This is a genomic window from Pseudomonas carassii (assembly GCF_036324045.1).
In the GTDB taxonomy this organism is placed as follows: Bacteria; Pseudomonadota; Gammaproteobacteria; order Pseudomonadales; family Pseudomonadaceae; genus Aquipseudomonas; species Aquipseudomonas peradeniyensis.
This window is the reverse complement of sequence record NZ_JAZDCT010000016.1, coordinates 91,034-112,751: the sequence shown is the minus strand read 5'-3', so window position 1 is coordinate 112,751 and position 21,718 is coordinate 91,034. Positions and strand designations below refer to the sequence as shown.

Annotated in this window: 21 protein-coding genes and 1 tRNA gene; 8 read left to right on the top strand and 14 right to left on the bottom strand. The window is 64.9% G+C overall.

From position 1 onward, the window contains the following. Position 1: 1 nt before the first annotated feature. From V0R62_RS14065 to V0R62_RS14050, 4 genes are read right to left on the bottom strand one after another with little or no spacing between them, the layout of a single operon-like run. Positions 2 to 1,294: an HlyD family type I secretion periplasmic adaptor subunit gene (locus V0R62_RS14065; protein ID WP_330104154.1), complete on the bottom strand. Its 1,293-nt coding sequence runs from the start codon at positions 1,292 to 1,294 to the stop codon at positions 2 to 4. Next, positions 1,291 to 3,012, bottom strand: coding sequence for a type I secretion system permease/ATPase (locus V0R62_RS14060; RefSeq protein WP_330104153.1), 1,722 nt, complete (start codon positions 3,010 to 3,012; stop codon positions 1,291 to 1,293). The genes V0R62_RS14065 and V0R62_RS14060 overlap by 4 nt, the downstream gene beginning before the upstream one ends. A 44-nt stretch (positions 3,013 to 3,056) precedes the next feature. After that, positions 3,057 to 3,434 carry an AprI/Inh family metalloprotease inhibitor gene (locus V0R62_RS14055; protein ID WP_330104152.1) on the bottom strand — a complete coding sequence of 126 codons (378 nt, stop codon included), beginning with the start codon at positions 3,432 to 3,434 and terminating at the stop codon, positions 3,057 to 3,059. 53 nt (positions 3,435 to 3,487) lie between these two features. After that, on the bottom strand, positions 3,488 to 4,945 hold the full coding sequence (locus tag V0R62_RS14050; RefSeq protein WP_330104151.1) for a serralysin family metalloprotease: 1,458 nt from the start codon (positions 4,943 to 4,945) through the stop codon (positions 3,488 to 3,490). 441 nt (positions 4,946 to 5,386) lie between these two features. On the opposite strand from V0R62_RS14050, the gene V0R62_RS14045 reads away from it, so the two are divergent. Both V0R62_RS14045 and V0R62_RS14040 read left to right on the top strand, forming a co-directional pair. Next, positions 5,387 to 5,764 (top strand): hypothetical protein, encoded by a 378-nt coding sequence (locus tag V0R62_RS14045; protein ID WP_186712839.1) that lies wholly within the window; start codon positions 5,387 to 5,389, stop codon positions 5,762 to 5,764. A 299-nt stretch (positions 5,765 to 6,063) separates the two neighbouring features. Continuing rightward, positions 6,064 to 8,211: a TonB-dependent siderophore receptor gene (locus V0R62_RS14040; RefSeq protein ID WP_330104150.1), complete on the top strand. Its 2,148-nt coding sequence runs from the start codon at positions 6,064 to 6,066 to the stop codon at positions 8,209 to 8,211. A 132-nt stretch (positions 8,212 to 8,343) separates the two neighbouring features. Here the strand turns inward: V0R62_RS14040 and V0R62_RS14035 are convergent. After that, a tRNA-Ser gene (locus tag V0R62_RS14035) sits at positions 8,344 to 8,433 on the bottom strand. Between the two features lie 290 nt (positions 8,434 to 8,723). Between V0R62_RS14035 and V0R62_RS14030 the strand changes: the two genes are divergently transcribed. The 3 genes from V0R62_RS14030 to V0R62_RS14020 all read left to right on the top strand — a co-directional run bounded on the left by V0R62_RS14030 (position 8,724) and on the right by V0R62_RS14020 (position 11,522). Next, on the top strand, positions 8,724 to 9,413 hold the full coding sequence (locus V0R62_RS14030; RefSeq protein ID WP_330104149.1) for a crotonase/enoyl-CoA hydratase family protein: 690 nt from the start codon (positions 8,724 to 8,726) through the stop codon (positions 9,411 to 9,413). A gap of 342 nt (positions 9,414 to 9,755) precedes the next feature. After that, the gene (locus V0R62_RS14025) at positions 9,756 to 10,475 is read left to right on the top strand and encodes a lysophospholipid acyltransferase family protein (protein ID WP_186733707.1); all 720 of its coding nucleotides are present in this window, start codon (positions 9,756 to 9,758) and stop codon (positions 10,473 to 10,475) included. 75 nt (positions 10,476 to 10,550) lie between these two features. After that, positions 10,551 to 11,522, top strand: a complete 972-nt coding sequence (locus tag V0R62_RS14020; RefSeq protein ID WP_062361587.1) for a magnesium and cobalt transport protein CorA — start codon at positions 10,551 to 10,553, stop codon at positions 11,520 to 11,522. Positions 11,523 to 11,564: 42 nt separating this feature from the next. Here V0R62_RS14020 and V0R62_RS14015 read toward each other — a convergent pair whose 3' ends face one another. After that, positions 11,565 to 12,290 carry an amidotransferase gene (locus tag V0R62_RS14015; RefSeq protein ID WP_330104148.1) on the bottom strand — a complete coding sequence of 242 codons (726 nt, stop codon included), beginning with the start codon at positions 12,288 to 12,290 and terminating at the stop codon, positions 11,565 to 11,567. Between the two features lie 528 nt (positions 12,291 to 12,818). On the opposite strand from V0R62_RS14015, the gene V0R62_RS14010 reads away from it, so the two are divergent. Then, entirely contained in the window at positions 12,819 to 13,622 is an 804-nt protein-coding gene (locus V0R62_RS14010) for a cytochrome c (protein ID WP_330104147.1), read from the top strand. Between the two features lie 14 nt (positions 13,623 to 13,636). Here V0R62_RS14010 and V0R62_RS14005 read toward each other — a convergent pair whose 3' ends face one another. From V0R62_RS14005 to V0R62_RS13990, 4 genes are all read right to left on the bottom strand, one after another. Then, a complete protein-coding gene (locus tag V0R62_RS14005) occupies positions 13,637 to 13,969 on the bottom strand; it encodes a ribonuclease E inhibitor RraB (protein ID WP_028691757.1) in 333 nt (110 codons plus the stop codon). 185 nt (positions 13,970 to 14,154) lie between these two features. Then, on the bottom strand, positions 14,155 to 14,391 hold the full coding sequence (locus tag V0R62_RS14000; RefSeq protein ID WP_330104146.1) for a hypothetical protein: 237 nt from the start codon (positions 14,389 to 14,391) through the stop codon (positions 14,155 to 14,157). 144 nt (positions 14,392 to 14,535) lie between these two features. Continuing rightward, positions 14,536 to 16,611: an LTA synthase family protein gene (locus V0R62_RS13995; RefSeq protein ID WP_330104145.1), complete on the bottom strand. Its 2,076-nt coding sequence runs from the start codon at positions 16,609 to 16,611 to the stop codon at positions 14,536 to 14,538. 221 nt (positions 16,612 to 16,832) lie between these two features. Continuing rightward, entirely contained in the window at positions 16,833 to 17,024 is a 192-nt protein-coding gene (locus V0R62_RS13990) for a PLDc N-terminal domain-containing protein (protein ID WP_023629733.1), read from the bottom strand. Between the two features lie 126 nt (positions 17,025 to 17,150). On the opposite strand from V0R62_RS13990, the gene V0R62_RS13985 reads away from it, so the two are divergent. Further along, on the top strand, positions 17,151 to 18,089 hold the full coding sequence (locus tag V0R62_RS13985; RefSeq protein WP_330104144.1) for a ZIP family metal transporter: 939 nt from the start codon (positions 17,151 to 17,153) through the stop codon (positions 18,087 to 18,089). A gap of 149 nt (positions 18,090 to 18,238) precedes the next feature. On the opposite strand, the gene V0R62_RS13980 is transcribed toward V0R62_RS13985, so the two are convergent. Then, positions 18,239 to 18,769: a hypothetical protein gene (locus V0R62_RS13980; protein ID WP_213883336.1), complete on the bottom strand. Its 531-nt coding sequence runs from the start codon at positions 18,767 to 18,769 to the stop codon at positions 18,239 to 18,241. A 60-nt stretch (positions 18,770 to 18,829) separates the two neighbouring features. Then, complete coding sequence (locus tag V0R62_RS13975; RefSeq protein WP_330104143.1) at positions 18,830 to 19,351, bottom strand: ankyrin repeat domain-containing protein; 522 nt, start codon at positions 19,349 to 19,351, stop codon at positions 18,830 to 18,832. Between the two features lie 268 nt (positions 19,352 to 19,619). Here V0R62_RS13975 and V0R62_RS13970 point away from each other — a divergent pair, with 268 nt between their 5' ends. Then, a complete protein-coding gene (locus V0R62_RS13970) occupies positions 19,620 to 19,892 on the top strand; it encodes a DUF3509 domain-containing protein (RefSeq protein ID WP_028691763.1) in 273 nt (90 codons plus the stop codon). A gap of 80 nt (positions 19,893 to 19,972) precedes the next feature. Here the strand turns inward: V0R62_RS13970 and V0R62_RS13965 are convergent, their stop codons facing one another. Together V0R62_RS13965 and V0R62_RS13960 are read right to left on the bottom strand one after the other, a co-directional pair. Beyond that, positions 19,973 to 20,509 carry an oxidase gene (locus V0R62_RS13965; protein WP_330104142.1) on the bottom strand — a complete coding sequence of 179 codons (537 nt, stop codon included), beginning with the start codon at positions 20,507 to 20,509 and terminating at the stop codon, positions 19,973 to 19,975. Beyond that, the gene (locus V0R62_RS13960) at positions 20,509 to 21,663 is read right to left on the bottom strand and encodes an MFS transporter (RefSeq protein WP_330104141.1); all 1,155 of its coding nucleotides are present in this window, start codon (positions 21,661 to 21,663) and stop codon (positions 20,509 to 20,511) included. Before V0R62_RS13960 ends, V0R62_RS13965 begins: the two co-directional genes overlap by 1 nt. Positions 21,664 to 21,718 lie beyond the last annotated feature (55 nt).

The window sequence follows — 21,718 nt, the reverse complement described above, 5'->3', positions numbered from 1 at the left end:
CTTATTGTTCGGTCAAGGCGGTGCCTGCACGATCGAGCAGGGGTTTGAACAGGTAGTTGAGCATCGAGCGCTCGCCGGTGCGCACGAACAGCTCGGCAGGCATGCCCGGACGGATCGCCAGCCCCTCGAGACGCGCCAGCGCCTCTTCGCTGACGGTGCTGCGCAGCACGTAGTACGGCTGGCCGCTGCGCTCGTCGATCAACTGGTCGGCCGACACCAGCGCCACCTCCCCGGTCACCCGTGGCGTGCGGTTCTGGTTGAAGGCGGTGAACAGGATGTCCACCGGCAGCTGCGGCGCCACCTTGTCCACCAGGTTCACCGGCAGGCGCCCTTCCACCTCCAGCGCGGTGCCCTGGGGCACGATTTCCAGCAGGGTGTCGCCGGCCCGTACCACGGCGCCCTCGGTGTGCACGCCGAGGTTGACCGCCACGCCGTCGGCCGGCGCCAGGATCTCGCTGTGCTGCAATTCGAAGTGCGCGGAGTTGAGCTGCTGCTCCAGGGTCGCGGCCTTGACCTGGGCTTCGGCCAATTGGGTGCGCACTTCTTTCTGGTACTCCTCGCGGCGCTGTTGCAGGTTGAGCCGGGCTTCGACGATCACCTGCTCCAGGCGCGCGCTCTCACCGGCGTTCTGCGCCAGGTCGCGCTGCACCTGCGACAGCTGGCGCTGGTACTCGAGCACGCGGTTGCGCGGGATATAGCCGTCGCCGGCCAGCGGGCGCAGGCTGTCGAGCTGCTCGCGCAGCGAATCGGCCTGGGCCTGCAGGTCGCTGCGCGCGCGGCGCATGCCGGTCAGCTGGGCCTGGGAGCCGTCGATGCTGGCGGCCAGGGCGCCCTGCTCGCGGGCCTGGGCCTGGCGGCGGCTGTCGAACAGCTGGCGCTGGCCTTCGACAATCAGCGCCAGGCGGGCGTCGGAATCTTCCAGCAACTCTGCGGGAAACTGCACCTGCCCCAGGTTGTCGCGCTCGCTCTGCCAGCGCGCCAGGGCGGCGCGGGTCATGCGGTACTGGGCCTGCAGCGCATCGACATCGGCCTGCACCTGGGTGCGGTCGAGGCGGAACAGCGGCTCGCCCTGGCGCACCAGCTGGCCTTCGCTGACCAGAATGCGGCTGACCACGCCGGCGGCCATCGACTGCACCGCCTTGCGCTTGCCCGATACCACCACGGTGCCCTGCACCGGCACGCCCTGGTCGAGCGGGGCGAGGCTGGCCCAAGCCATGAATCCGCCGAAACCGACCAGGGTCAGCAGCCACCCCAGGCGAACATGGAAACGTGCATCACGGGTGTGCTGGCTCATGCGCCACCTCCGGCTTGCAGCGGGCGTTGCGCCGGGGCCTGGCCCATGGCGTGGAGGATGTCGCGGGCCGGGCCGAAGCCCTGCATGCGCCCTTCGTTCATCACCAGCAGCTTGTCGGCCTGGGCCAGCGCCGCGCTGCGGTGGGTCACCAGCACCACGGTGCGGCCCTGGGCCTTGAGCTGGACGATGGCGCTGGCCAGCGCGGCCTCGCCGTGGCTGTCGAGGTTGGAGTTGGGTTCGTCAAGCACGATCAGCCGGGCATCGCCGTACAAGGCGCGGGCCAGGGCGATGCGCTGCTTCTGGCCGCCGGAAAGGTCGACGCCCTCCTCGCCCAGGCGCGTGTCGTAGCCCTGGGGCAGGCGCAGGATCAATTCGTGCACGCCGGCCAGGCGGGCCGCCTCGACCACCTTGACGCCGTCCAGCTCGCCGAAGCGGGCGATGTTCTCGGCGATGCTGCCGCGCAGCAGTTCGATGTTCTGCGGCAGGTAACCGATGTGCGGGCCCAGGGCATCGCGGTCCCACTGACTGAGCTCGGCGCCGTCAAGGCGCACATGGCCGCTGATCGTCGGCCAGACGCCGACCAGCACCTTGGCCAGGGTCGACTTGCCCGAGCCGGAAGCCCCCAGCACGCCGAGCAGTTCACCCGGCGCCAGGGCGAAGTTGACCTGCTGCAGGGTGGCCAGGTTGCGCCCGGGCGGGCCGGCGCTGACCTGCTCCACCGCCAGTTGCCCGGTGGGCACCGGCAGCGGCATCGGCGTCGGCGGCTCGGGGTGCTCGCGCAGCAGGCCGTCCAGGCGCTGGTAGGCCAGCTGCGCGCCGCTCCACTGCTTCCACACCGCGATCAGCTGGTCGATCGGGGCGAGCACCCGGCCCATCAGGATGGAACCGGCGATCATCATGCCCGGGGTCATCTGCCCCTCGATCACCAGCAGCGCGCCCAGCCCCAGCACCAGCGATTGCAGGCACAGGCGCAGGCCCTTGCTGGTGGCGGTGATCACCGCCGAGGTGTCACTGGCCTTGTTCTGCAGGTCGAGGAAGCGCCCATGCAGGGTGTACCAGCGCTGGCGCAGGGCGCCGAGCATGCCCATGGCCTGGATGCTCTCGGCGCTTTGCAGTTGGCTGCCCGCCAGTTGCGTCGATTGCTGCTGGAAGCCACTGGCCTCGGCCAGGGTGGCGTGGGTGAGGCGTTCGTTGAGGATCGCCAGGGCGATCAGCAATAGCGCGCCGACCGTGGCCATCACCCCCAGCCAGACGTTGAAGGCGAAGATCACCGCCAGGTAGATGGGGAACCAGGGCGCATCGAAGAAGGCGAACAGCGCGGGGCCGGTGATGAACTGGCGCAGCTGGGTCAGATCGCCCAGGGCCTGTCCGGCGGCGCCGTCACGCTGGCGCAAGTTGCGCTCGAAGGCGGCGCGGTAGACCTTCAAGTTGAAACTTTTCTCCAGCTGGTTGCCCACGCGGATGACAATGAAACTGCGTACCGCCTCAAGCCCGCCTATATAAACGAAGAAGCCGACCACCATCAGCGTCAACACCCACAAAGTTGTGGTGTTCTGCGAACTCAGTACACGGTCGTACACTTGAAGCATATAGATCGACGGCACCAGCATGAGCAAGTTTATCAATGCCGTGAAACAGCCCACGCTGATCAAGGTCGACTTATGTTCGCCGAGTGCCGCCCACAAAGGCGCCCCGGGCTTTTTGCTCGGTAGTTTCATGTTTCGCCCTGGCTCGCCTGAAACTTTTTAGTTCCAGGTGGGGATTATTTGTCGAGGCGCTCGAGCACCAGTTGCTTGCCGTCCGAAGTGGTCCAGGCGTAGCGCTGGGCGCCTTTGCGGCTGAAGTGCACCACGCTGCTGCCGTCACCGCCCACCAGGGCCAGGGTGTCGGGGGTCACCAGCCAGCTGCCGGGGCGCAGGCCTATCAGCCCCTTGGCACACTCCAGATCACCTTCGATTTCGCCTTCCGTGGCGCCAAGACGCAGGTTGCAGGCCTGCGCCTGCTGCTGTTCGGGGTAAAGCTGCCAACGGCCGGCCAGTTGCGCGGCGTTGGGGAGTAACAGGCTGCTCGCCATGACTACCTCGGTCATCGACATCAGGGGGATCGCGGCCAGCGCGATCATTCGCAGGTTTGCTTTCATTCGTCCGTCTCACCGGCAAAAGGGGCGACGCGCAAGCGCCGCCCCCTGTTGCATCAGACCACGATGTCGGTGACAGCGGCCTGGCCAACGGTGGTCACCAGGAAGTCAGCCGAGCTGTTTCCGGTGAAGTCGATGGACAGGCTGCCCAGGTTGGTGGCCTGGTCGTAGGTCAGCAGCGCCTCGCCGGCATGACCGGTGAAGGCATTGACGAACTGCAGCGGCAGTTTGTTCACGGCGAACGCGGAGATGGCCGACAGGTCGATCTTGTCCACACCCGAGGTGAAGTCCATGATGCGATCCGGCGCCGCCTTGGTCGAGTCACTGACTGCCGCGAACACGAAGGTGTCCGAGCCGCTGCCGCCCCACAGCTGGTCGGCACCGCCACCGCCGTAGATGATGTCGTTGCCGGCACCACCCTTGAGCACGTTGGCCAGCGCGTTGCCGATCAGCAGGTCGTTGCCCGAGCCGCCGAAGGCGTTTTCGATGGTCACGCCCTTGGCGATGGAAACGTTGCCGACCATGCCGCCAACGTCGGAGAACGACGCTTCGTTGAGGTTGATCTTCTGGTTCTGGGTGAACCCGGAGAAGTCGAAGGTGTCGTTACCGCCACCGTCCCACACCGAGAACACCAGCTTCGACGAGGCCGAGGTGGCCGAGTAGAAGTCACGCTCTGCGGTGGAGTTGAAGCCGTAGGTGGTGTCGCCGGCACGGGTGGCGTAGTTGGCGCCGTAGAGCTTCTGGATCGCCAGGATGTCGTCCATCAGCGGGGCCGAGGCGTAGTACTGACCGCCGCCCTTGACGAAGTTCTGCCCGTTGTTGCTCTCGCTCCAGTAGCTCATGACGCTGTAGCCACGGGTGTCCTGGGCGTAGTCGGCATCAGCGTAGGTCGGGTTGCCCTCGCCAGCGTTGTAGTCGCCGGGGTGGGACAGGCCCAGTACATGGCCGATCTCGTGGGTCAGGGTCTGGCGACCGTAGTTGCCGGTGCCCGGGTTGATGTTGACCTGGTAGCCGCTGTTGATCAGGTACCAGGATTCACCCTTGTGCGAGCCCGGGCCGTCGAACGGCAGGTAGGCGAATGCCGCGCCGCCATTGCTGGCACTGAAGTTGCCGTAGGTCATGTGGCCATCGCCACCCGATGCCGCCTCTGTGAAGGTGACCTTGGCCACGTCCGCCCAGGACTGCATGGACAGCTTGGCCTGTTGCTTCTGCAGGTCGCTGAACTGGCTGAAGGTGCCCAGGTCGCGGCTGTAGAAGTCCGATGGTGCTCTGGTCAGGAAGGTGTAGGTGAGGCTGATCGTGCCGTCCTTGTTCAGGTCTTTCCAGGACGCGCCGTCACGCAGGATGTGATCGGCGGCCTGGTCGGCCGTGAAGGACTTCTTGCCATTGATGTTCGCGCCGCCGCGGTCGTACTGGTGGGCAAAGCTGTCGATCAGGCCGAAGGAAGAACTTGGGCCCTTCGGTTGCAGTGCGGAAACGGCGGAAACAATGGCGTTTTCTTTGACTTTCGACATGCAGATTACTTCCTTGTTTACAAAAAAGCAGTTGATGTCCGACAGGGTTCTCCCACCGGGCGAGAACTTCCTGTCACTCGCCTTTATGAGGCGCAAAAAAACTGACACACATTGAAACTTGATGTCCAGCGTTTTTTGACGTCATTTTTTCGTTTTCGAAAACTCAACTGCGCCGTACTAATTTGCGCAAACTGCGATGGATCAACGGCGCCAGCGAGAAGCATTAGTTACAGTCATGACCCACGGCAGTTATAGACAACGGTTCGAAGTTTACTTTCGAAAATGCGACTTTCACTTGTTGAGCGTCAGCGCTCGCTCGTTTAGGCGCTTTACTACGCGACATCCCACCGCACGACCCTCCGTCGCCTGACCGTTGACTTGCCAACGTGGCGAGCGCTCAGTAGGCGTTGGTCAAAGACCCCTTCCTGACAGGACGACGCAATGACAAGACTCACGGTGCAATCCGGCGATTTCTTGCAAGGTGAAGGCGAGTATCGCAATGGAGCGCTCACACTCAAGACCCCGCGCAGCCCTTCGCCCGGCGAACGCATTTCGCTGGCGCGGATCAAGGATCTGAAGCTGGCTAACCTCGAATCGACCCGCAGCCTCGGTGGCGCCCTGGGCTGGGGCGTGGCTGGCGCCCTGGTGGCCGGCCCGGTCGGCCTGCTGGCTGGCCTGCTGCTGGGCGGCAAGGAGGAGGAAGTCACCTTCCTCGCCACCTTCAAGGATGGCCGCAAGCTGCTGGCCATCACCGACGGCAAGACCTGGTCGAAGATCGACGACAACTGGCGCCGTCACCAGCGACCGGCGGCGGCCTGAATCGACGGGTGCTTCGTTCGTTCTGACATTACAAGCCTGATTCCAAAAGGGGCAGATGCATCTGTATGAGCGGGCTTGTCGGAACGCCGCACCGCCCGGAACACCGGCGCAGCCGGTGCCATGCACCGTGCCACGGCAATCGCGGGGCAAGCCCGCTCCTACAGGGTATGCATCAGGCCCGCGAACGTTTCCCCTGAAACATCGAATCCCTCCCTTGGCAGCCTGCTACCATGGCGCCCTTTTGCCTGCCCGACAGCTGCCGAGCGATAACGGCGCGTCCACTTTTCAAGGAGCCCTGCATGACCCCGCTTCGCCCCCGCCTGCCCCTTGGCCTGCTTGGCCTGGGCCTGGCCCTGCACAGTGGCCAGGGCCTGGCCGAGGACAGCGTGACCCTCGCCCCGGTACGCATCTCCGAGGTTCAGGACAACTCCGGCTACCAGGCACGCGAAGCCCAGGTCGGCGGCCTGCACAATGCGCCACTGCTCGACACCCCGGCCTCGGTCAGCGTGTTCAGCCGCCAGCTGCTGGACGACCGTCAGGTGCGCAAGCTGAGCGAGGTACTGCAAAGCGATGCCTCAGTGGGCGAAAGCTACGCGCCGATCGGCTACTACGAGAACTTCAACGTGCGCGGCTTCGAGCTCAATGCCGCCAGCAGCTACCGGATCAACGGCCAGACCATCGCCGGTGAGCAGAACGTGGCGCTGGAAAACAAGCAGCAGGTGGAACTGCTCAAGGGGCTCTCGGGGTTGCAGAGCGGCGTGTCGGAGCCCGGCGGGCTGGTCAACTACGTGACCAAGCGCGCCGAGGACGTGCGCTCGGTCACGGTCTCGAGCAACGAACAGGGCGAACGCTACCTGGCCACCGACCTGGGCGGCTGGTTCGGCGCCGAACGCCAGTTCGGCCTGCGGGTCAACCTGGCCCACGAGGACATCCGTTCCTATGTCGACCACGCCGACGGCAAGCGGGATTTCGCCTCCCTGGCGCTCGACTGGCAGATCAACCCGAATGCCGTGCTGGAACTGGACGCCGAGTACCAGCACCGCGAGCAATATTCGGTACCGGGCTATCAACTGCTCGGTGGCAGCCAGCTGCCCCACGGCGTCGATCCCAAGGATCACCTGGCCTGGCAGTCCTGGGCCAAGCCGGTGCAGAACGACTCGCTGAACCTGGGCGGGCGCTTCAAGTACCAGTTCAACGACAACTGGAACGGCACCTTGAGCGCTTCGCGCAGCAAGGTGGTGATCGATGACTACAGTGCGTTTGCCTGGGGCAGCAACGGGGGCTGGTCATCGCATTTCAGCCCTGAGGGCAATTATGATATCTACGACTTCCGCAGCCCCGACGACACCCGCCGCATCGACGAGGCCCAGGCCATGCTCGACGGGCGCTTCGACGCCCTCGGCGTAGGCCACGAACTGACCCTGGGCAGCAGCGCCCAGCGCCGTACGCTCGACCAGCGCCCCAGCTTCAACGAGCTGCTCGATCCGCTACACCCCGGCAACATCTACACCGGCATCCCCGCGCTGGATCCTTCCGACAATCCGCTTGGCCATAGCGAGCGCCGCCTCGACAGCCGCCAGTACGGCCTGTTCGTCAGCGACCGCATAACATTCAACGAACACTGGCAGACGGTGATCGGTGCCCGGGAAGTACGCCTGGATGAGAAAACCTGGGACCAGAACGGTGTCGCCAAGCGCCATACCCAGCAGTACCAACTGCTGCCCAACGCCGCGTTGATCTATAAACCTCAACCGGACACCACACTCCACGCCAGCTATTCGAAGGGTCTTTCAGCAGGCGGCACGGCACCTTGGTTCGCCAGCAACCCGTTCGAAATCCTCGCCCCCACCCTGTCGCGCCAGCTCGAAGTCGGCATCAAGCGTGACTGGCAGGGCATGAGCTTCAGCGCGGCACTGTTCCAGATCCGCCAGGCCTACCAATATGCCCGCCCCGACGACACCCCGGCGCCGACCTACGTGCAGTCGGGCCAGCAAAAAAATACCGGTCTCGAACTCGGCGCCAGCGGCTGGGTGACTTCCAATCTGCAGATCCAGGCCAGCGCCGCGGCGATCCGCGCCCGCGTGCAGAACAGCGACACCGACGCCTACGAAGGCCACCAGGCGATCAACGTCCCGCGCCTGCGCGCGGCGCTGCAGGCCGACTACGCCCTGCCCGTGCCCGGCCTGGCCCTGCTCGGCGGCGCTCGCTACAGCGCCAGCAAGTACGCCAGCCACACGGGCGACGCAGAAGTCGGCGGCTATACCGTGTTCGACGTCGGCAGCCGCTACCGCACGACCATCGGCGGTTACGACACGGTGCTGCGCCTGACCGTGGACAACGTCTTCGACAAGCGCTACTGGCGCGACGTGGGCGACTACCTGGGCGACAACTACCTGTTCCAGGGAGCACCGCGCACGGCACGCCTGTCGGCTTCCGTCAGTTTCTGACAGCGCCATCGCGGGGCAAGCCCGCTCCCACGCCAAAGGGAGCGGGCTTGCCCCGCGATCAGGGCTTCAACAAAAACGCGAGACAAACAAAAAGCCCCCGAACCTTTCGATTCGGGGGCTTTTCGTAGAATGTGGCGGTGAAGAAGGGATTTGAACCCTTGATACGATTTCTCGTATACACACTTTCCAGGCGTGCTCCTTCGACCACTCGGACACTTCACCGTTTTCTCTTCAAGCTATTCAGCCTGTCGAGGCGCGCTAATTTAGTAGAAGCCTTTTCCTTTGGCAAGCATTTTTTTTAGAATTTTCATGCGCTTAAGCCAATTGGCCAAAAAGCCGGGGCAATCAGGGCAATGCTGCCATTGTGCCCAGCGCTTTTCCCGCGCCTCGCGCCCCCGCCCCGGTGGCACAGGGCACAAGGACGCGACGCTGACTGATCAGTCAGTCTTGGCGCTTTACCTGGCCGGTGCCGCTGGGTAACGTCATCGCCACGCCCTCCAAAGGACTCTGCCATGAGCGAGCTGATTACCTACCATGCCGAAGACGGCATCGCCACCCTGACCCTGAACAACGGCAAGGTCAACGCCATCTCCCCGGAAGTCATCAAAGCCTTCAACGCCGCGCTCGATCGCGCCATCGAGGAGCGCGCGGTGGTGATCATCACCGGTCAGCCGGGCATTCTCTCCGGCGGCTACGACCTCAAGGTGATGACCGCCGGCCCCAAGGAGGCCGTCGGCCTGGTGACCGCCGGTTCCACCCTGGCCCGCCGCCTGCTGTCGCACCCGTTCCCGGTGATCGTCGCCTGCCCCGGCAATGCCGTGGCCAAGGGCGCCTTCCTGCTGCTGTCGGGTGACTACCGCATCGGGGTCGAAGGCCCCTACAAGATCTGCCTGAACGAAGTGCAGATCGGCATGACCATGCACCACGCCGGTATCGAGCTGGCCCGCGACCGCCTGGGCCGCGCGGCGTTCCAGCGCTCGGTGAACAACGCCGAGGTGTTCGACCCGCAGGGCGCCCGTGAAGCCGGCTTCCTCGACAAGGTGGTGCCCGCCGAGCAGCTGCAGGAAACCGCCCTGGCCGCGGCCCGCGAATTCAAGAAGCTGAACATGCTGGCGCACAAGAACACCAAGCTGAAGGTACGCAAGGCGCTGCTGGAGGCGCTGGACGAAGCGATCCTGGCGGATCAGAACCACTTGGGCTGATCTGAACAGCTGATGCAAGACCTGTGGGAGCAACAGTCTTGCTGGGATTTATCAACTGGCGTGATCTCTGTAGGAGCGGCCTTGCGTCGCGAAAGGGCCGCAAAGCGGCCCCGGCGATCTTTGCAACAACGCTGAAATCCTGGGGCTGCTGTGCAGCCCTTTCGCGACACAAGGCCGCTCCTACAGGTTGGCGTAGTACCTGAAGGCTGCGGTGGATCCACCGACGCATTCGCGGGTAAACCCGCTCCCACAGATGCCCCGCCGACAAGAAGCACTGCAAGGTTTGCCCCTGACAGTGCACACCCGTACACTGCGCCGCGACTGTCCGGTGTGAGTCGTACCATGCTTTATATGCTTCGCATGCTCCTGTTGGCGCTGCACTTCCTGCTCGTGGGTGTCGTCGGTCTGGTGATCGGCCTGCTGCGCCCGTTCAACCCCGACAACAGCCGCCTGTTCGCCCGCCTGTACAGCGTGCCGGCCGCCTGGCTCATGCGCATCAAGGTCAAGGCCGAGGTCGGCCCACTGTGGGACCAGCCCCCCGGCTGCGTGATCATCGCCAACCACCAGTCCAACTATGACCTGTTCATCATCGGCCAGGTCGTGCCGCGCCGCACCGTGGCCATCGGCAAGAAGAGCCTGGGCTGGATCCCGCTGTTCGGCCAGCTGTTCTGGCTGGGCGGCAATGTGCTGATCGACCGCAAGAACGCCTACCAGGCGCGCAAGGCCATGCAGACCACCACCCGGACCCTGCGCGACGACACCTCGATCTGGATCTTCCCCGAAGGCACGCGCAACCCCGGCGAGCAGTTGCTGGCGTTCAAGAAGGGCGCCTTCCACATGGCGATCGAGGCCGGCGTGCCGATCGTGCCGGTGTGCGTCAGCCGCTACACCCAGCGCCTGGGCCTGAACAGCTGGCGCCAGCGCACCGTGATCATTCGCTCGCTGGCCCCCATCGCCACCGCGGGCCTGACCCAACAGGACCTGCCCGCGCTGATCGAGCAATGCCGCAGCCAGATGCAGCATTGCATCGACCATATGGAAAGCGAAGTCACCGCGCCCTGATCGGCGCGCGGACTTGCCCCGTGCCGCTTCACAGCCCAAGCTGTGTAGCGTGTTCAATCGGATAAGCGGACAACCATGGGTCGAGTCGTCGCATCGGCGGTGTACAGCGCCGGCAGGAAGGTCACCAACATCAGCCTCGACGAGGGCGCTGAATGGGCGCGCAAGCCCGGACACTTCGTCTGGATCGGCCTGGAAGAGCCCAACGCCGAGGAACTGGCCAACCTGCAGCGCCAGTTCGGCCTGCACGAACTGGCCATTGAGGACGCCCTGGAGAAACATAGCCGGCCCAAGCTTGAAACCTTTGGTGACGCGCTGTTCATCGTCACCTACTCGCCAGTGCGCCACGAAGGAAAGCTCGAGTTCATCGAGACCCATATCTTCGCTGGCAACGGCTACATCATCACCTGCCGCAACGGCCACTCGAAGTCCTACGCCCTGGTGCGCCAGCGCTGCGAGGCGCGCCCGCTGCTGCTCGAGCACGGCGAGGACTTCGTGCTCTATGCCCTGCTGGATTTCGTCACCGAGAACTACCAGCCGGTGAGCGAGGCCATCCACGGCGAGATCGAGGAGCTGGAGCAGAGTGTGCTCGGCAATTCGCTCAAGGAAGAGGACATCCAGCGCCTGCACAGCCTGCGCCGCGACATCCTGCGCCTGCGCCGCTACGTGGCGCCGATGGTGGAGATCAGCGAGGAGCTGCAGCGCCTGAGCTTCCCGTTCATCGACAAGAACATGCGCCCGTACTTTCGCGATGTGCAGATCCATGTCACGCGGCAGATGGAAGATCTGGCCGGGATCCGCGACATCGCCAGCCAGACCATCGAGATCGGCATGCTGCTGGAGTCGTCACGGCAAAGCATCACCCAGCGCAAGTTCGCGGCCTGGGCGGCGATCCTGGCGTTTCCCACGGCGGTCGCCGGGATCTACGGGATGAACTTCGAGAACATGCCGGAGCTGGCATGGCGCTACGGTTACTTCGGCGTGCTGGGGGTGATCGCCCTGGGCTGTTCGGGGCTGTATTACAGCTTCAAGCGTTCGGGCTGGCTGTAACGCCAATCGCGGGCGAGCCCGCGATTGGCGTCGATGCGGATCTCAGGTCGCGCGAGTGCCGGACTGCTGGACGAAACGCAGCATCCACTCGCCCACCAGATCCCCCTGGTGTTCGGTGGCCAGGCTGGCCACCGCCTTCTCATAGACTTCATTACCCAGCGACGCCTGCCGCGCGTCGAGCAATGCCCGGGAGTAGTCATGGACGAACTCCGGGTGCCCCTGGAAGCACAGTACCTGGTCACGGATGTGGTAGGCGGCGTTCGGGCAGAAGTCACTGGAGGCGATCACCGTGGCCCCTTCGGGCAGCTCGGTGACCTGGTCCTGGTGGCTGATCAGCAGGGTCAGCTCGGACACCTGCGGGTCCATCCACGGCGCATGGGCCGCCAGGCTGTAGCGGTGAACCCCCACGCCCCAGCCCTTGTCGGCGCGCTCGGCCTTGCCGCCGAGGGTAAGCGCCAGCAGTTGGTGACCGAAACACACGCCCAACAGCTTCTCGCCACGTTCGTAGAGCTTGAGCAGGTAGGCCTTGAGCGTCTGGATCCACGGATCGTCGCCGAACGAGTCGGCCTTGCTGCCGGTCACCAGGTACGCATCGAAGCGTTCGCCGTCCGGGGGATAGTCGCCGTTCATCACGTTGTACACATCGAATTCGGCCGCGATCGGCTGACGCGAGAACAGCTGCTCGAACATCCTTCCGTAGCCCTGGTACTGCGCGATCAACTCCGGTCGCAGGACATCGGTTTCAAGGATGCAGATGCGTAACGACATAGGGGTAGTCCTGAACGACATGTGGGTGGGATTTGCTGTAGAGACTGACGCGAAAGGGCCGCACAAGCAAGTAGGATGTCCGGACGAACGGTAGGCCCTGTAACCCTTGGTAACCCCTGCCGCGCACTCGTCTAGCCTGAGCGTGCCAGCGGGGTGGCCAGTGGCCTTAAAGCCATGAGGAATCGACATGATAAATCTTAGAACAAAGGGTTCTGAAACAGGGATGACGCGGGCCCTACTGTTGGTTGTATATCCAGATACACGCGGCAAGCAGAAACGGCGTGCCATCACGCCGCTGCGATCGACCCGACGCTAGACAAGGAAGCCAAGGGTTATTCAGGAATAACAACAAGAAGGCGGTCCGCCATGTTCAGACAATCCAAGGTACGCCAAGCCGGCCTCATACTCTTCGCCACGACGCTGCTGCTGATCCTGCCGAACCTCACCCGGCTGTTCGGCTGAACGCGGCGGTGGCCTTCTCCGATCACGCACGGGTACTCTGCCGACCTTGATGGTTGGAGATTGCCCATGCGCCTGTGTCTTGCCCTGCTCTGCCTGCTGCTCGCCCCGACATTGCCGGCGGCGCAGCTGAACCTCGAACTGGGCGACAACAGCAGCCACTGGACCAGCGAACAACTTCTGGCCCACCCCCAGGTGCAGGACATTACCATCGAACAGGACGTGGCCTACAAGCGCACCCTGCATTACCGCGCCGTGCCTCTGGCTGTGCTGCTGCAGGGCGTGAAACCGAGCGATCACCTGCAGGCCGTGGCCCTCGATGGCTTCGCCGCCGAGATGCCCGCAGGGGCGCTGTTGCAGGCGGGTCCGGCGCAGGCCTGGCTGGCCATCGAAGACCCCAGCCACCCTTGGCCCGCGCTGAGCAAAGGCAAACCAGGCGCCGGGCCGTTCTACCTGGTGTGGACCCAACCCCAGGCCAGCGGTATTCGCCCGGAACAATGGCCGTATCAGATCGCCAGCATCCGCCGCCTACCCCCGGTCGAGACACGCTTCCCCGCCCTGCTGCCCGACCCGGCAGTGCCCGAGAACGACCCGGTACGCCGGGGCTTTGCCCTGTTCCAGCAGAACTGCCTGGCCTGTCATCGCCTCAATGGCGCCGGCGACGCGCACCTGGGCCCGGACCTGAACCTGCCGCACAACCCCACCGAGTACTTTCAGCCGGTCTACCTGCGCCAGTACATTCGCGACCCGCAAAGCCTGCGGCACTGGCCGCAGGCGAAGATGCCCGGGTTTCCCACCCAGGTGCTGGACGAGACGGAACTCGATGCCGTGCTGGCCTACCTGAAGCACATGGCGGGGCGCAAAGCGCACTGACGCCCTGGCAGGGCCTAGGCGATCGGCCTTTCCTGCTTGACGCCCCAGCCCTCGACTTCGCCGCCGTAGGGCGAAACCACCCGTTCGAAGGCCTGCTCGAAGGCACCGATGCCGCCATGGGTGGCGTACATCACCTTGCTCAACTCCAGGTGCCAGGCGCCGTCGTCGCGCTCGCTCACCTGGGCGTTGAGCGATTCGCCGCGAAACTGCCCCGCCGCCCGGCGGGCACCGGCCTCGCTGGGAAACACGGCATAGAATTCGATGGGGTGGATGCGGGTGAAATCGAAACCGCCAGCTTTCATCTGGCGCAGGACACTGCTGCTGATGTCGTCGTTCTGGCTGCTCATGAAACGTCCTCCTGCAAAGCAATGGATAGACTTTCCGTGCACAACGCACCTGCCTGGCACACAGGGAATGCCTGACAATACGAGCGGATTGCAAGACGCGATGGAAACGGCAGCGGCCCGCAGAGAAGGCCGGCGCCTGACTTGAGCGTAGCGCCTGCGTTGGCGCTACGCCAGAGACACCCGGTTCAGGGCGCTTCGCGAATGGTGGTGATGGTCACGCCGCTCTGTTCCTTGAGCCAACGTGCCGTGGGGGAAAAGCTGCGGTCCTGGAAGTCGTTGAGGTCCAGTTCGTCCATGAGCGGAAACAGCCGCGAACGGATCGCGCGGGCGGCATCCTCCTCGCTGGGGCATTGCTCGGCATCAAGCAGCAGCGTCTGCGGCTCGCCCTTCTGGTCGGCAAAGCTGACTTCCCATGCTTTCATCGATCAACCCTCGCTGACGCAACGGTGAATGGAACGGCGTACTCACTTGACCATGGCGCTGGGATAAATGTTCAGCCACATACATGAAACCGCATGAAAAAAGCCCGCCGGTTCAGGGCGGGCTTCATGAGGCCGGCGGCGGCCTTACTTCGGCGTGCCGTGGACGACACCGGCGGTGTTGTCCAGCAGGCTCTTGGTCGCGGTCTGGATATAGGCCTCGAGTTTCTTGAGCATTTCCGGTTGATCCGGGCTTTCGATCAGCTCGGCCTTGAACTCGCGGCCCAGCTGGTAGCGGTACATCCGCGGGGTCATGTCCTTGGACTCGATGAGGATGCGGTCGCCCTGCACCAGGCCGACGATCTGCTCGCTGCCCGACGGCTTGATCATGCCCACGCCCTGGTCGCCCTCAGGCAGGTTGAGCAGGTCGCGGCCCCAGCACTGGTGACGGGCCTGGCCCCCCAGGCGGCCCATGATGGTCGGCACGATGTCGACCTGGGTACCCACGGTGTGGTTGACCGCGCCGAACTTCTCCTGGATCCTTGGAGCGATCAGCAGCAGCGGCACGTTGAAGCGGCCCAGGTCCAGCTCGGTGACCTGCTGGTGATTGCCGAAGCCATGGTCACCGACGATGACGAACAGGGTGTCCTTGAAGTACGGCTCCTTGCGGGCCTTCTCGAAGAACTGGCCCAGCGCCCAGTCGGAATAGCGCATGGCGGTCAGGTGCTCGTCCAGGCGCCCTTGCCCGGTGACCTTCTCCACCGGCAGGTCCTTGGGCAAGGCGTACGGCGTGTGGTTGGAGAGGGTCTGCAGCAACGCGTAGATCGGCTTCTTGCCATCATGCTTGGCCAGCTCTTCGTTGCCACGGTTGAACATGTCCTGGTCGGACACGCCCCAGGTCGGGTCGGAGAACACCGGGTCGACGAAGTCGTTGCGGCCGATGAAGGTGGTCATGCCCTGGTTGCCGAAGAACCCGGACTGGTTGTCCCAGGCGAAGTCGCCGTTGTAGACGTAGACATCGTCATAGTCGCGGGCACTGAGCAGCGCCGGCAGGCCGGACAGCTTGTGGCCGCCTTCCGGGGTCTGCATCAGGTACTCGAAGCCCGGCAGGTTGGGGAAGCAGGCCATGGTGGCGAACATGCCCTGGTGGGTATGGGTGCCGTTGGAGAAGAAGCGGTCGAACAGCAGACCCTCCTTGGCCAGCTTGTCGAAGTACGGGGTGATGTTGTTCGGGCTGCCCAGGGCGCCCACCGAGTGGCCGGCGAAGCTTTCCATGAGGATGACCACGACGTTCTTGACCGGCAGCGTGTTCGCCACGGGCGGCACGAAGTCGCGACGAATCGCGGCCTCGTCGGCATCGACCAGGGTGTCGTTGGCGGTCAGCAGCTGCTCGCGCACGGTCTGGGTGGCCAGCGGCTGCTCGAGTACCGGCTTCCAGATGTTGGCGCGGTCCTCGCCGAAGCGGCTCTTGGCGGCGTCGATCAGGGTCAGCGTGCCGTTCAGGCCCAGCTGGTTGACGAAGTTCGAGTCGGTGGTGAAGGCATCGCCCCAGCGCATCGGCGGCCCCTGGCGCAGGGTGCCGCGGGCGGCGACCACGGCTACCAGGAGCACGACCATGAACACTGCCAGGCGGCCATACCACGGCGCGAGCTTGCGGCTACTGGCGGGCTGGACGCTTTGCTCGCCACGGGTCAGGCGATCGATGCCCTTGAACAGCAGGCTCAGCAGCCAGGTGCCGACCAGCCAGGCCAGCAGGTAGCGGACCACCGGGAAGCCGTACCAGAGCATGCTCATGACGGTCTTGGGGTCTTCCTTGATGTACTGGAATACCAGGCCGTTCAGGCGCTGGTGGAATTCGCGGTAGAAGTCCATCTCCATCAGGCCGAGGAACATCACCACGCTCGAGGCGATGGTCAGCCAGAAGCGGAACAGCCCACGGCGCGCCATCAGCCAGGGGCTGAGCAGCGCCAGCAGCAACGGGATGCTGATGTACACCACCACCCGCAGGTCGAAGCGCAGACCGTTGAGGAAGCCTTCGGCGACGGTCGAGTTCGGCGTGTCGCCGATCATGTCGCTGTTGTAGACCAGCAGCGCCAGGCGCACCAGGCTGAGCATCAGCATGATCACCAGGCCACTGAGCAACGTGTAGGCCAGGTGGGATTTCAGGGTCGGCGAGAACGAGCCTCGCACGCCCTGTTGCTTCAAGGCGTCCGTGTTAGCCATGAATGGAGAGGTCCTAGGATTGCGGTTTGCGGGAAGGCGAAGTCGCCGACAGCCTGGTGATCGCCACCTCGCACGCGAGGTGAGACCAAGGCCGCATTGTGCGGCGCGGATTTTCAAAAATCGAGTGTGAAAATTTTGTCGAGAGCAACTATCGCTTACATAACCTGTAGGAGCGGGCTTGCCCCGCGATCACCGGCAACGCCGGTGCCATGTCCCCATAGTCAGATCCGCACATTGCCCCGCGGCCCGGCGATCGCCCAGATGATCAGCCCCAGCACCGGCAGCAGCAGGATCAGCAGGATCCACAGCACCTTGATGCCGACCTCGGCGCCACTCTTGAGTACATTGAGAATGGCCCAGATGTCCAGGGCCAGAATGATCAGGCCGACCAGGCTGTTGAAGGTGGACCCCATGGTGGCGCTCCCGCACGGTAAATGTGTTCAAGAGCATAGCTGGCTATGGCCTCGATAGAAGGGAATCCTTGGCGAGGCGTACCGGCCAGTGGCTAGACTGCCGGCATCCACTGTCCCGAGGTTCCCATGCCCCCCGCCCACACCCAAAGCGCCGCCCCCGACTCACTGTTCAGCGCCTGGCGACAACAGGCCCAGGAAACGCCCTGGCTCAGCGCCGGCCTGGCGCTGAGCTTGCTGGCCGTCGCCGCGCTGTTGCTGGCGAGCCTCTGGAACGCGGTCAACGGCGACCACGCCGACAACCTGCACCTGGCCCTGCTCGGCGGGCTGTCGGGCTTCGGCGCCACCGCCCTGGGCGCGGTGCTGGCGGTGATCCTGCGCGACGTCAACGCCCGCACCCAGGATGTGATGCTGGGCTTTGCCGCCGGCATGATGCTCGCCGCCAGTTCGTTCTCGCTGATCCTGCCGGGCCTGGACGCCGCCCGCGAGATCACCGGCAACGGCCCGGCGGCGGCCTTCACCGTGGTCCTGGGCATGGGCCTCGGGGTACTGCTGATGCTGGGCCTGGACCGCTTCACCCCGCACGAGCATGAAAGCACCGGCCCTTGCGGGCCGCAGGCCGAGCGGGTCAACCGTGTGTGGCTGTTCGTGCTGGCCATCACCCTGCACAACCTGCCAGAGGGCATGGCCATCGGCGTGAGCTTCGCCAACGGCGACATGAACATCGGCCTGCCGCTGACCAGCGCCATCGCCATCCAGGACATTCCCGAAGGCCTGGCCGTGGCCCTGGCCCTGCGCGCCACGGGGCTGTCGAACTTCAAGGCGATGATGGTGGCGATCGGTTCAGGCCTGATGGAGCCGCTGGGCGCGGTGATTGGCCTGGGCATTTCCACCGGCTTCGCCCTGGCCTACCCGATCAGCATGGGCCTGGCGGCGGGGGCGATGATCTTCGTGGTGTCCCACGAGGTGATTCCGGAGACCCATCGCAATGGGCACCAGACCGCGGCGACGCTGGGGCTGATGGGCGGGTTCGCGGTGATGATGTTTCTTGATACCGCGCTGGGCTGAAAGGCCAATACGCAATCCCTGTAGGAGCGGCCTTGTGCCGCGAAAGGGGTGCGAAGCGCCCCCAGGATTCGTGTATCAAGCTGATATCGCCGGGGCCGCTTTGCGGCCCTTTCGCGGCACAAGGCCGCTCCTACAAGGGGAATCGTTGCTTAGACGTGCACCGCCACCTTCAGCGCCTCCAGCGCCGGCTCCACCTTGATGCCGACTGCCTCACCCAACTCCAGCACACGGGCCAGGTCGTTCTGCCCCACCATCACCATCTGCAGCTCGTCATCGAGCAACTGGCTGAAGTTCAGCAGCACGTAGCCCCCGGCTTCCTTGTTCAGCGCGCCCATCTGCACCTGGATGCGGTTGAGCGCGGTCAGCGCCTCGGTGCGCGCCAGCTGCTTGGGCTTGAGGGTGAACGGCACGCTCTTGTCGAACGAGTCGCTGATCCGCTGGAACAGGTCCTGGTAGCTGTCGGCCTGGAACAGCACGGTATCGGGCAGGCTGCCGACCACCACCCATTCGCCCAGCGGGAACGGGAAGGTGTCGTCGTAGTTGATGTCCGGGTTGGCGGCGAGGAAGGCGGCGGGGTCGGCGTAGGCCTGGGCGGCCTCGGCGGCGATGCGCTCGATATCCTCATCGCGCATGCAGCCGGCGCCGATGAGGCGGATGAGTTCGAGCAACTGGTCTTTCATGGGGGGCCCTGCGGGTTGGCGTGAAAGGCGCCAAGGATAGCCGCAAACGCCCCTGAAGGGTTAGCCGGCCTTCGCCTCCAGGCGTGCGGCGGCATCCACCGCGCCCATGGTGCGCGCAGCCGCCAGCGCGGTGGCGCCGGCCGCGTCACGTCGCGCCGGATCGGCCCCTTGGGCCAGCAGGTAGTCGATGATCTCCAGGCGGTTGAACATCGCCGCCAGCATCAGCGCGGTGCGGCCGTCCGCGGCGGCGGCATCCACCGGCACGCCGTGCTCGAGCAGCAGGCGGATCATCGCCAGGTCGCCCTTGAAGGCGGCGCCGGCCATCGGCAACTGGCCGTTGTCATTGGCGATCAGCGGATCGGCGCCATGGGCCAGCAGCACCCGCACAGCGTCGTGGTGGCCGTGGTAGCTGGCCAGCATCAGCAAGGTATCGCCCTTGTGGTTGCGCAGGTCGGCGGGCAGGCCACCGTCGAGCAGGCGACCGAGCATGGTCGCGTCGCCGCGGCGGGCGCGCTCGAAGACCTCCTCGGCGAAGGCCGCGGTTTCTTCGGCGGTCATGGTGGTGGGCTGGTGATCGGACATCGGGAACCTCCTGGCATCTGGCAATGGGCCAAGTGTCCATCAGGCAGCGGCGAGCGGTCCAAGGTTCAGATTCTATCGGCGGCAGAGAGCCAGGCTATGACCGTGCAAAATGCACTGTGCAAAATGCACGGGCGTGCAGATTGCAATGCACGATCTTCCAAAATCAAATTTAAGATATTGATTTTAAAGGTTTTTTCTTGATGCAAAGACTGGCACGGTCGCTGCAATCATCAACTCAAGTCTGCCAGTACAACAGTCAGGAGTTGATATGGACCTCATCCAGGAAAAATTCGCCTCGGTCTTCGCCGCCTACCAGGTCACCACCCAACCGCGTCCGGACGGTGGTGTCCTGCTGACCCTGCGCGCCAGCGACGGCGTGGTCACCCGCCGCGTGCTGACCTATGCGCAGCTGCACAGCGCCGAGCAACTGTCCTGGGCGATCAGCGCCATCCGCCGCGACCTGGCCGGGCAACCGAGCGAGCTGCCGGTGATCTCGATGCTGCAGAGCCAGCAACGCTTCGCCCTGCCGACCTACCGCTGATCGCGCGCCCCTCTTCGCGGGGCACGCCTGCGCTCACCCACGGACGGCGTGAGCAGAGGCGACCCCGCGAGCCAATTTCCTTAGAGTTCGTCGAGCCCGGCAAATTGCCGGGCCGTGACATCGCCGGTAAAACGCGGCTGCAGCGCCTGCTCGTTGGCGAACAGGCGCAGGGCCAGGCAAAACGGCGTGTCGCCCAGGTCCAGCCAGCGGCGTGTGCCGGCCGGCACCACCAGCATGTCGTCCTTCTCGCACAACACGGCGTACACCGCATCCCCCAGGCGAAGGCTGACCTGGCCGCGCCCGCTGATCAGCGCGAACACTTCCTCGCCGTCATGCACGTGCTCGTCGCGCAGGTCGGCCTGGCTCGGGTCGACGCCATCGCGGCTGAGCACAGCGAACACCCCACTGCCATGAGCGGTCATCAGCTGGTCGAGCGGCCCACGGCACGCAGCGACCACCTCATCCTGGCTGCTGCCCGGACGCAGGCGCGCGCCGGACTGCCAGCGGCCGAAGCGCACGCCCTGCTCGGCCAGGGTCGCGGCGATGTCGTCGTGGTGGGTCAGCACCTTGTGCGGCAGTTCCGGGCTGGACGGGTCGAATACGCTGAGGATGCTCATCAGGGGTGGTTCCTGCTGTCTTTGAGTCGGAAGGCAATGATAACGGCTGCCGCGAGCGCCGCGACGCTGGCCATACCAAAGGTGAAGTGCGGGCCCAGCAGTTTCCAGCTGTAGCCCGAGTACAAGGCACCCAGCGCGCCGCCGGTGCCCGAGAGCGCCGCGTACAGCGCCTGGCCCTGGCCCTGCTGGCGGGCGCCGAAACTGGCCTGGACGAAGGCGATGGCCGCGGCGTGGAAACAACCGAACGTGGCCGCGTGCAGCACCTGGGCGAACACCAGCACCGCCGGGATATCGGCCAGGTTGCCCAGTAACAACCAGCGCAAGGCGGCCAGCAGGAAGCTCGCCAGCAGCACCTTGCGCACGGAAAAACGGCCAAAGATCCGGCTCATGGCCATGAACACCAGCACCTCGGCCACCACCCCGAGCGCCCACAGCAGGCCGATGGCGCCGCGGCTGTAGCCCAGGTGCTCCAGGTGCAGGGTAAGGAAGGTGTAGTACGGCCCGTGGCTGAGCTGCATGAGGGCCACGCACACATAGAAGGCCAGCACGCCGGGCGCCCGTACCTGCGCGAGGAAGCCCCCTGCCCCGCGTCGTTCGGTCTGCTCCACGGGTTGCGCGTTGGGCACCCAGAGGCTGGCGGCGACGATCCCGGCCATGATCGCCACCAGCGCCACAGGATAAATGTCCAGGCTCAGCCATTCGAACAGGCGCCCAAGGCCAACCACGGTGAGGATGAAGCCGATCGAGCCCCACAGCCGCACCTGGCTGTAGCGCGCGGTCTGCCCATGCAGGTGGGCCAGGGTGATCACCTCGAACTGCGGCAGCACCGCGTGCCAGAAGAACGCGTGCAGGGCCATGACCATCGCCAGCCAGGCATAGCTCTGGCCGAAGAAGATCAGCGAAAAGGTCGCCAGGGTCGACAGCGCGCCCAGGCGCACAATCAGCAGGCGCTGGCCGCTGCGGTCACCCAGCCAGCCCCACAGGTTGGGGGCGACGCAGCGCATCAGCATGGGGATGGCCACCAGCTCGCCGATGCGCGCCGGGGAGAAGCCCAGGTGATCGAAGTACAGGGCCAGGAACGGCGCGGTGGAGCCGAGCAGGGCGAAGTAGAAGAGGTAGAAGCTGGAGAGGCGCCAGTAGGGGATCGGGGGCATGCGTCAACCCCGTAGGGGCGCTGCGCGCCCCTTTCGCGACACAAGGCCGCTCCCA

Bases quoted from the DNA above. Each gene is read 5' to 3' on its own strand.
- V0R62_RS14045 (WP_186712839.1), top strand. From the start codon at position 5,387: ATGACAAGACTCACGGTGCAATCCGGCGATTTCTTGCAAGGTGAAGGC.
- V0R62_RS13960 (WP_330104141.1), bottom strand. From the start codon at position 21,663: ATGCCCCCGATCCCCTACTGGCGCCTCTCCAGCTTCTACCTCTTCTAC.
- V0R62_RS13965 (WP_330104142.1), bottom strand. From the start codon at position 20,509: ATGAGCATCCTCAGCGTATTCGACCCGTCCAGCCCGGAACTGCCGCAC.
- V0R62_RS14005 (WP_028691757.1), bottom strand. From the start codon at position 13,969: ATGAGCAGCCAGAACGACGACATCAGCAGCAGTGTCCTGCGCCAGATG.
- V0R62_RS14055 (WP_330104152.1), bottom strand. From the start codon at position 3,434: ATGAAAGCAAACCTGCGAATGATCGCGCTGGCCGCGATCCCCCTGATG.
- V0R62_RS14025 (WP_186733707.1), top strand. From the start codon at position 9,756: ATGCTTTATATGCTTCGCATGCTCCTGTTGGCGCTGCACTTCCTGCTC.
- V0R62_RS13980 (WP_213883336.1), bottom strand. From the start codon at position 18,769: ATGAAAGACCAGTTGCTCGAACTCATCCGCCTCATCGGCGCCGGCTGC.
- V0R62_RS14065 (WP_330104154.1), bottom strand. From the start codon at position 1,294: ATGAGCCAGCACACCCGTGATGCACGTTTCCATGTTCGCCTGGGGTGG.
- V0R62_RS14015 (WP_330104148.1), bottom strand. From the start codon at position 12,290: ATGTCGTTACGCATCTGCATCCTTGAAACCGATGTCCTGCGACCGGAG.
- V0R62_RS14010 (WP_330104147.1), top strand. From the start codon at position 12,819: ATGCGCCTGTGTCTTGCCCTGCTCTGCCTGCTGCTCGCCCCGACATTG.
- V0R62_RS14000 (WP_330104146.1), bottom strand. From the start codon at position 14,391: ATGAAAGCATGGGAAGTCAGCTTTGCCGACCAGAAGGGCGAGCCGCAG.
- V0R62_RS14020 (WP_062361587.1), top strand. From the start codon at position 10,551: ATGGGTCGAGTCGTCGCATCGGCGGTGTACAGCGCCGGCAGGAAGGTC.
- V0R62_RS14030 (WP_330104149.1), top strand. From the start codon at position 8,724: ATGAGCGAGCTGATTACCTACCATGCCGAAGACGGCATCGCCACCCTG.
- V0R62_RS14040 (WP_330104150.1), top strand. From the start codon at position 6,064: ATGACCCCGCTTCGCCCCCGCCTGCCCCTTGGCCTGCTTGGCCTGGGC.
- V0R62_RS13990 (WP_023629733.1), bottom strand. From the start codon at position 17,024: ATGGGGTCCACCTTCAACAGCCTGGTCGGCCTGATCATTCTGGCCCTG.
- V0R62_RS13970 (WP_028691763.1), top strand. From the start codon at position 19,620: ATGGACCTCATCCAGGAAAAATTCGCCTCGGTCTTCGCCGCCTACCAG.
- V0R62_RS14060 (WP_330104153.1), bottom strand. From the start codon at position 3,012: ATGAAACTACCGAGCAAAAAGCCCGGGGCGCCTTTGTGGGCGGCACTC.
- V0R62_RS13995 (WP_330104145.1), bottom strand. From the start codon at position 16,611: ATGGCTAACACGGACGCCTTGAAGCAACAGGGCGTGCGAGGCTCGTTC.
- V0R62_RS13985 (WP_330104144.1), top strand. From the start codon at position 17,151: ATGCCCCCCGCCCACACCCAAAGCGCCGCCCCCGACTCACTGTTCAGC.
- V0R62_RS14050 (WP_330104151.1), bottom strand. From the start codon at position 4,945: ATGTCGAAAGTCAAAGAAAACGCCATTGTTTCCGCCGTTTCCGCACTG.
- V0R62_RS13975 (WP_330104143.1), bottom strand. From the start codon at position 19,351: ATGTCCGATCACCAGCCCACCACCATGACCGCCGAAGAAACCGCGGCC.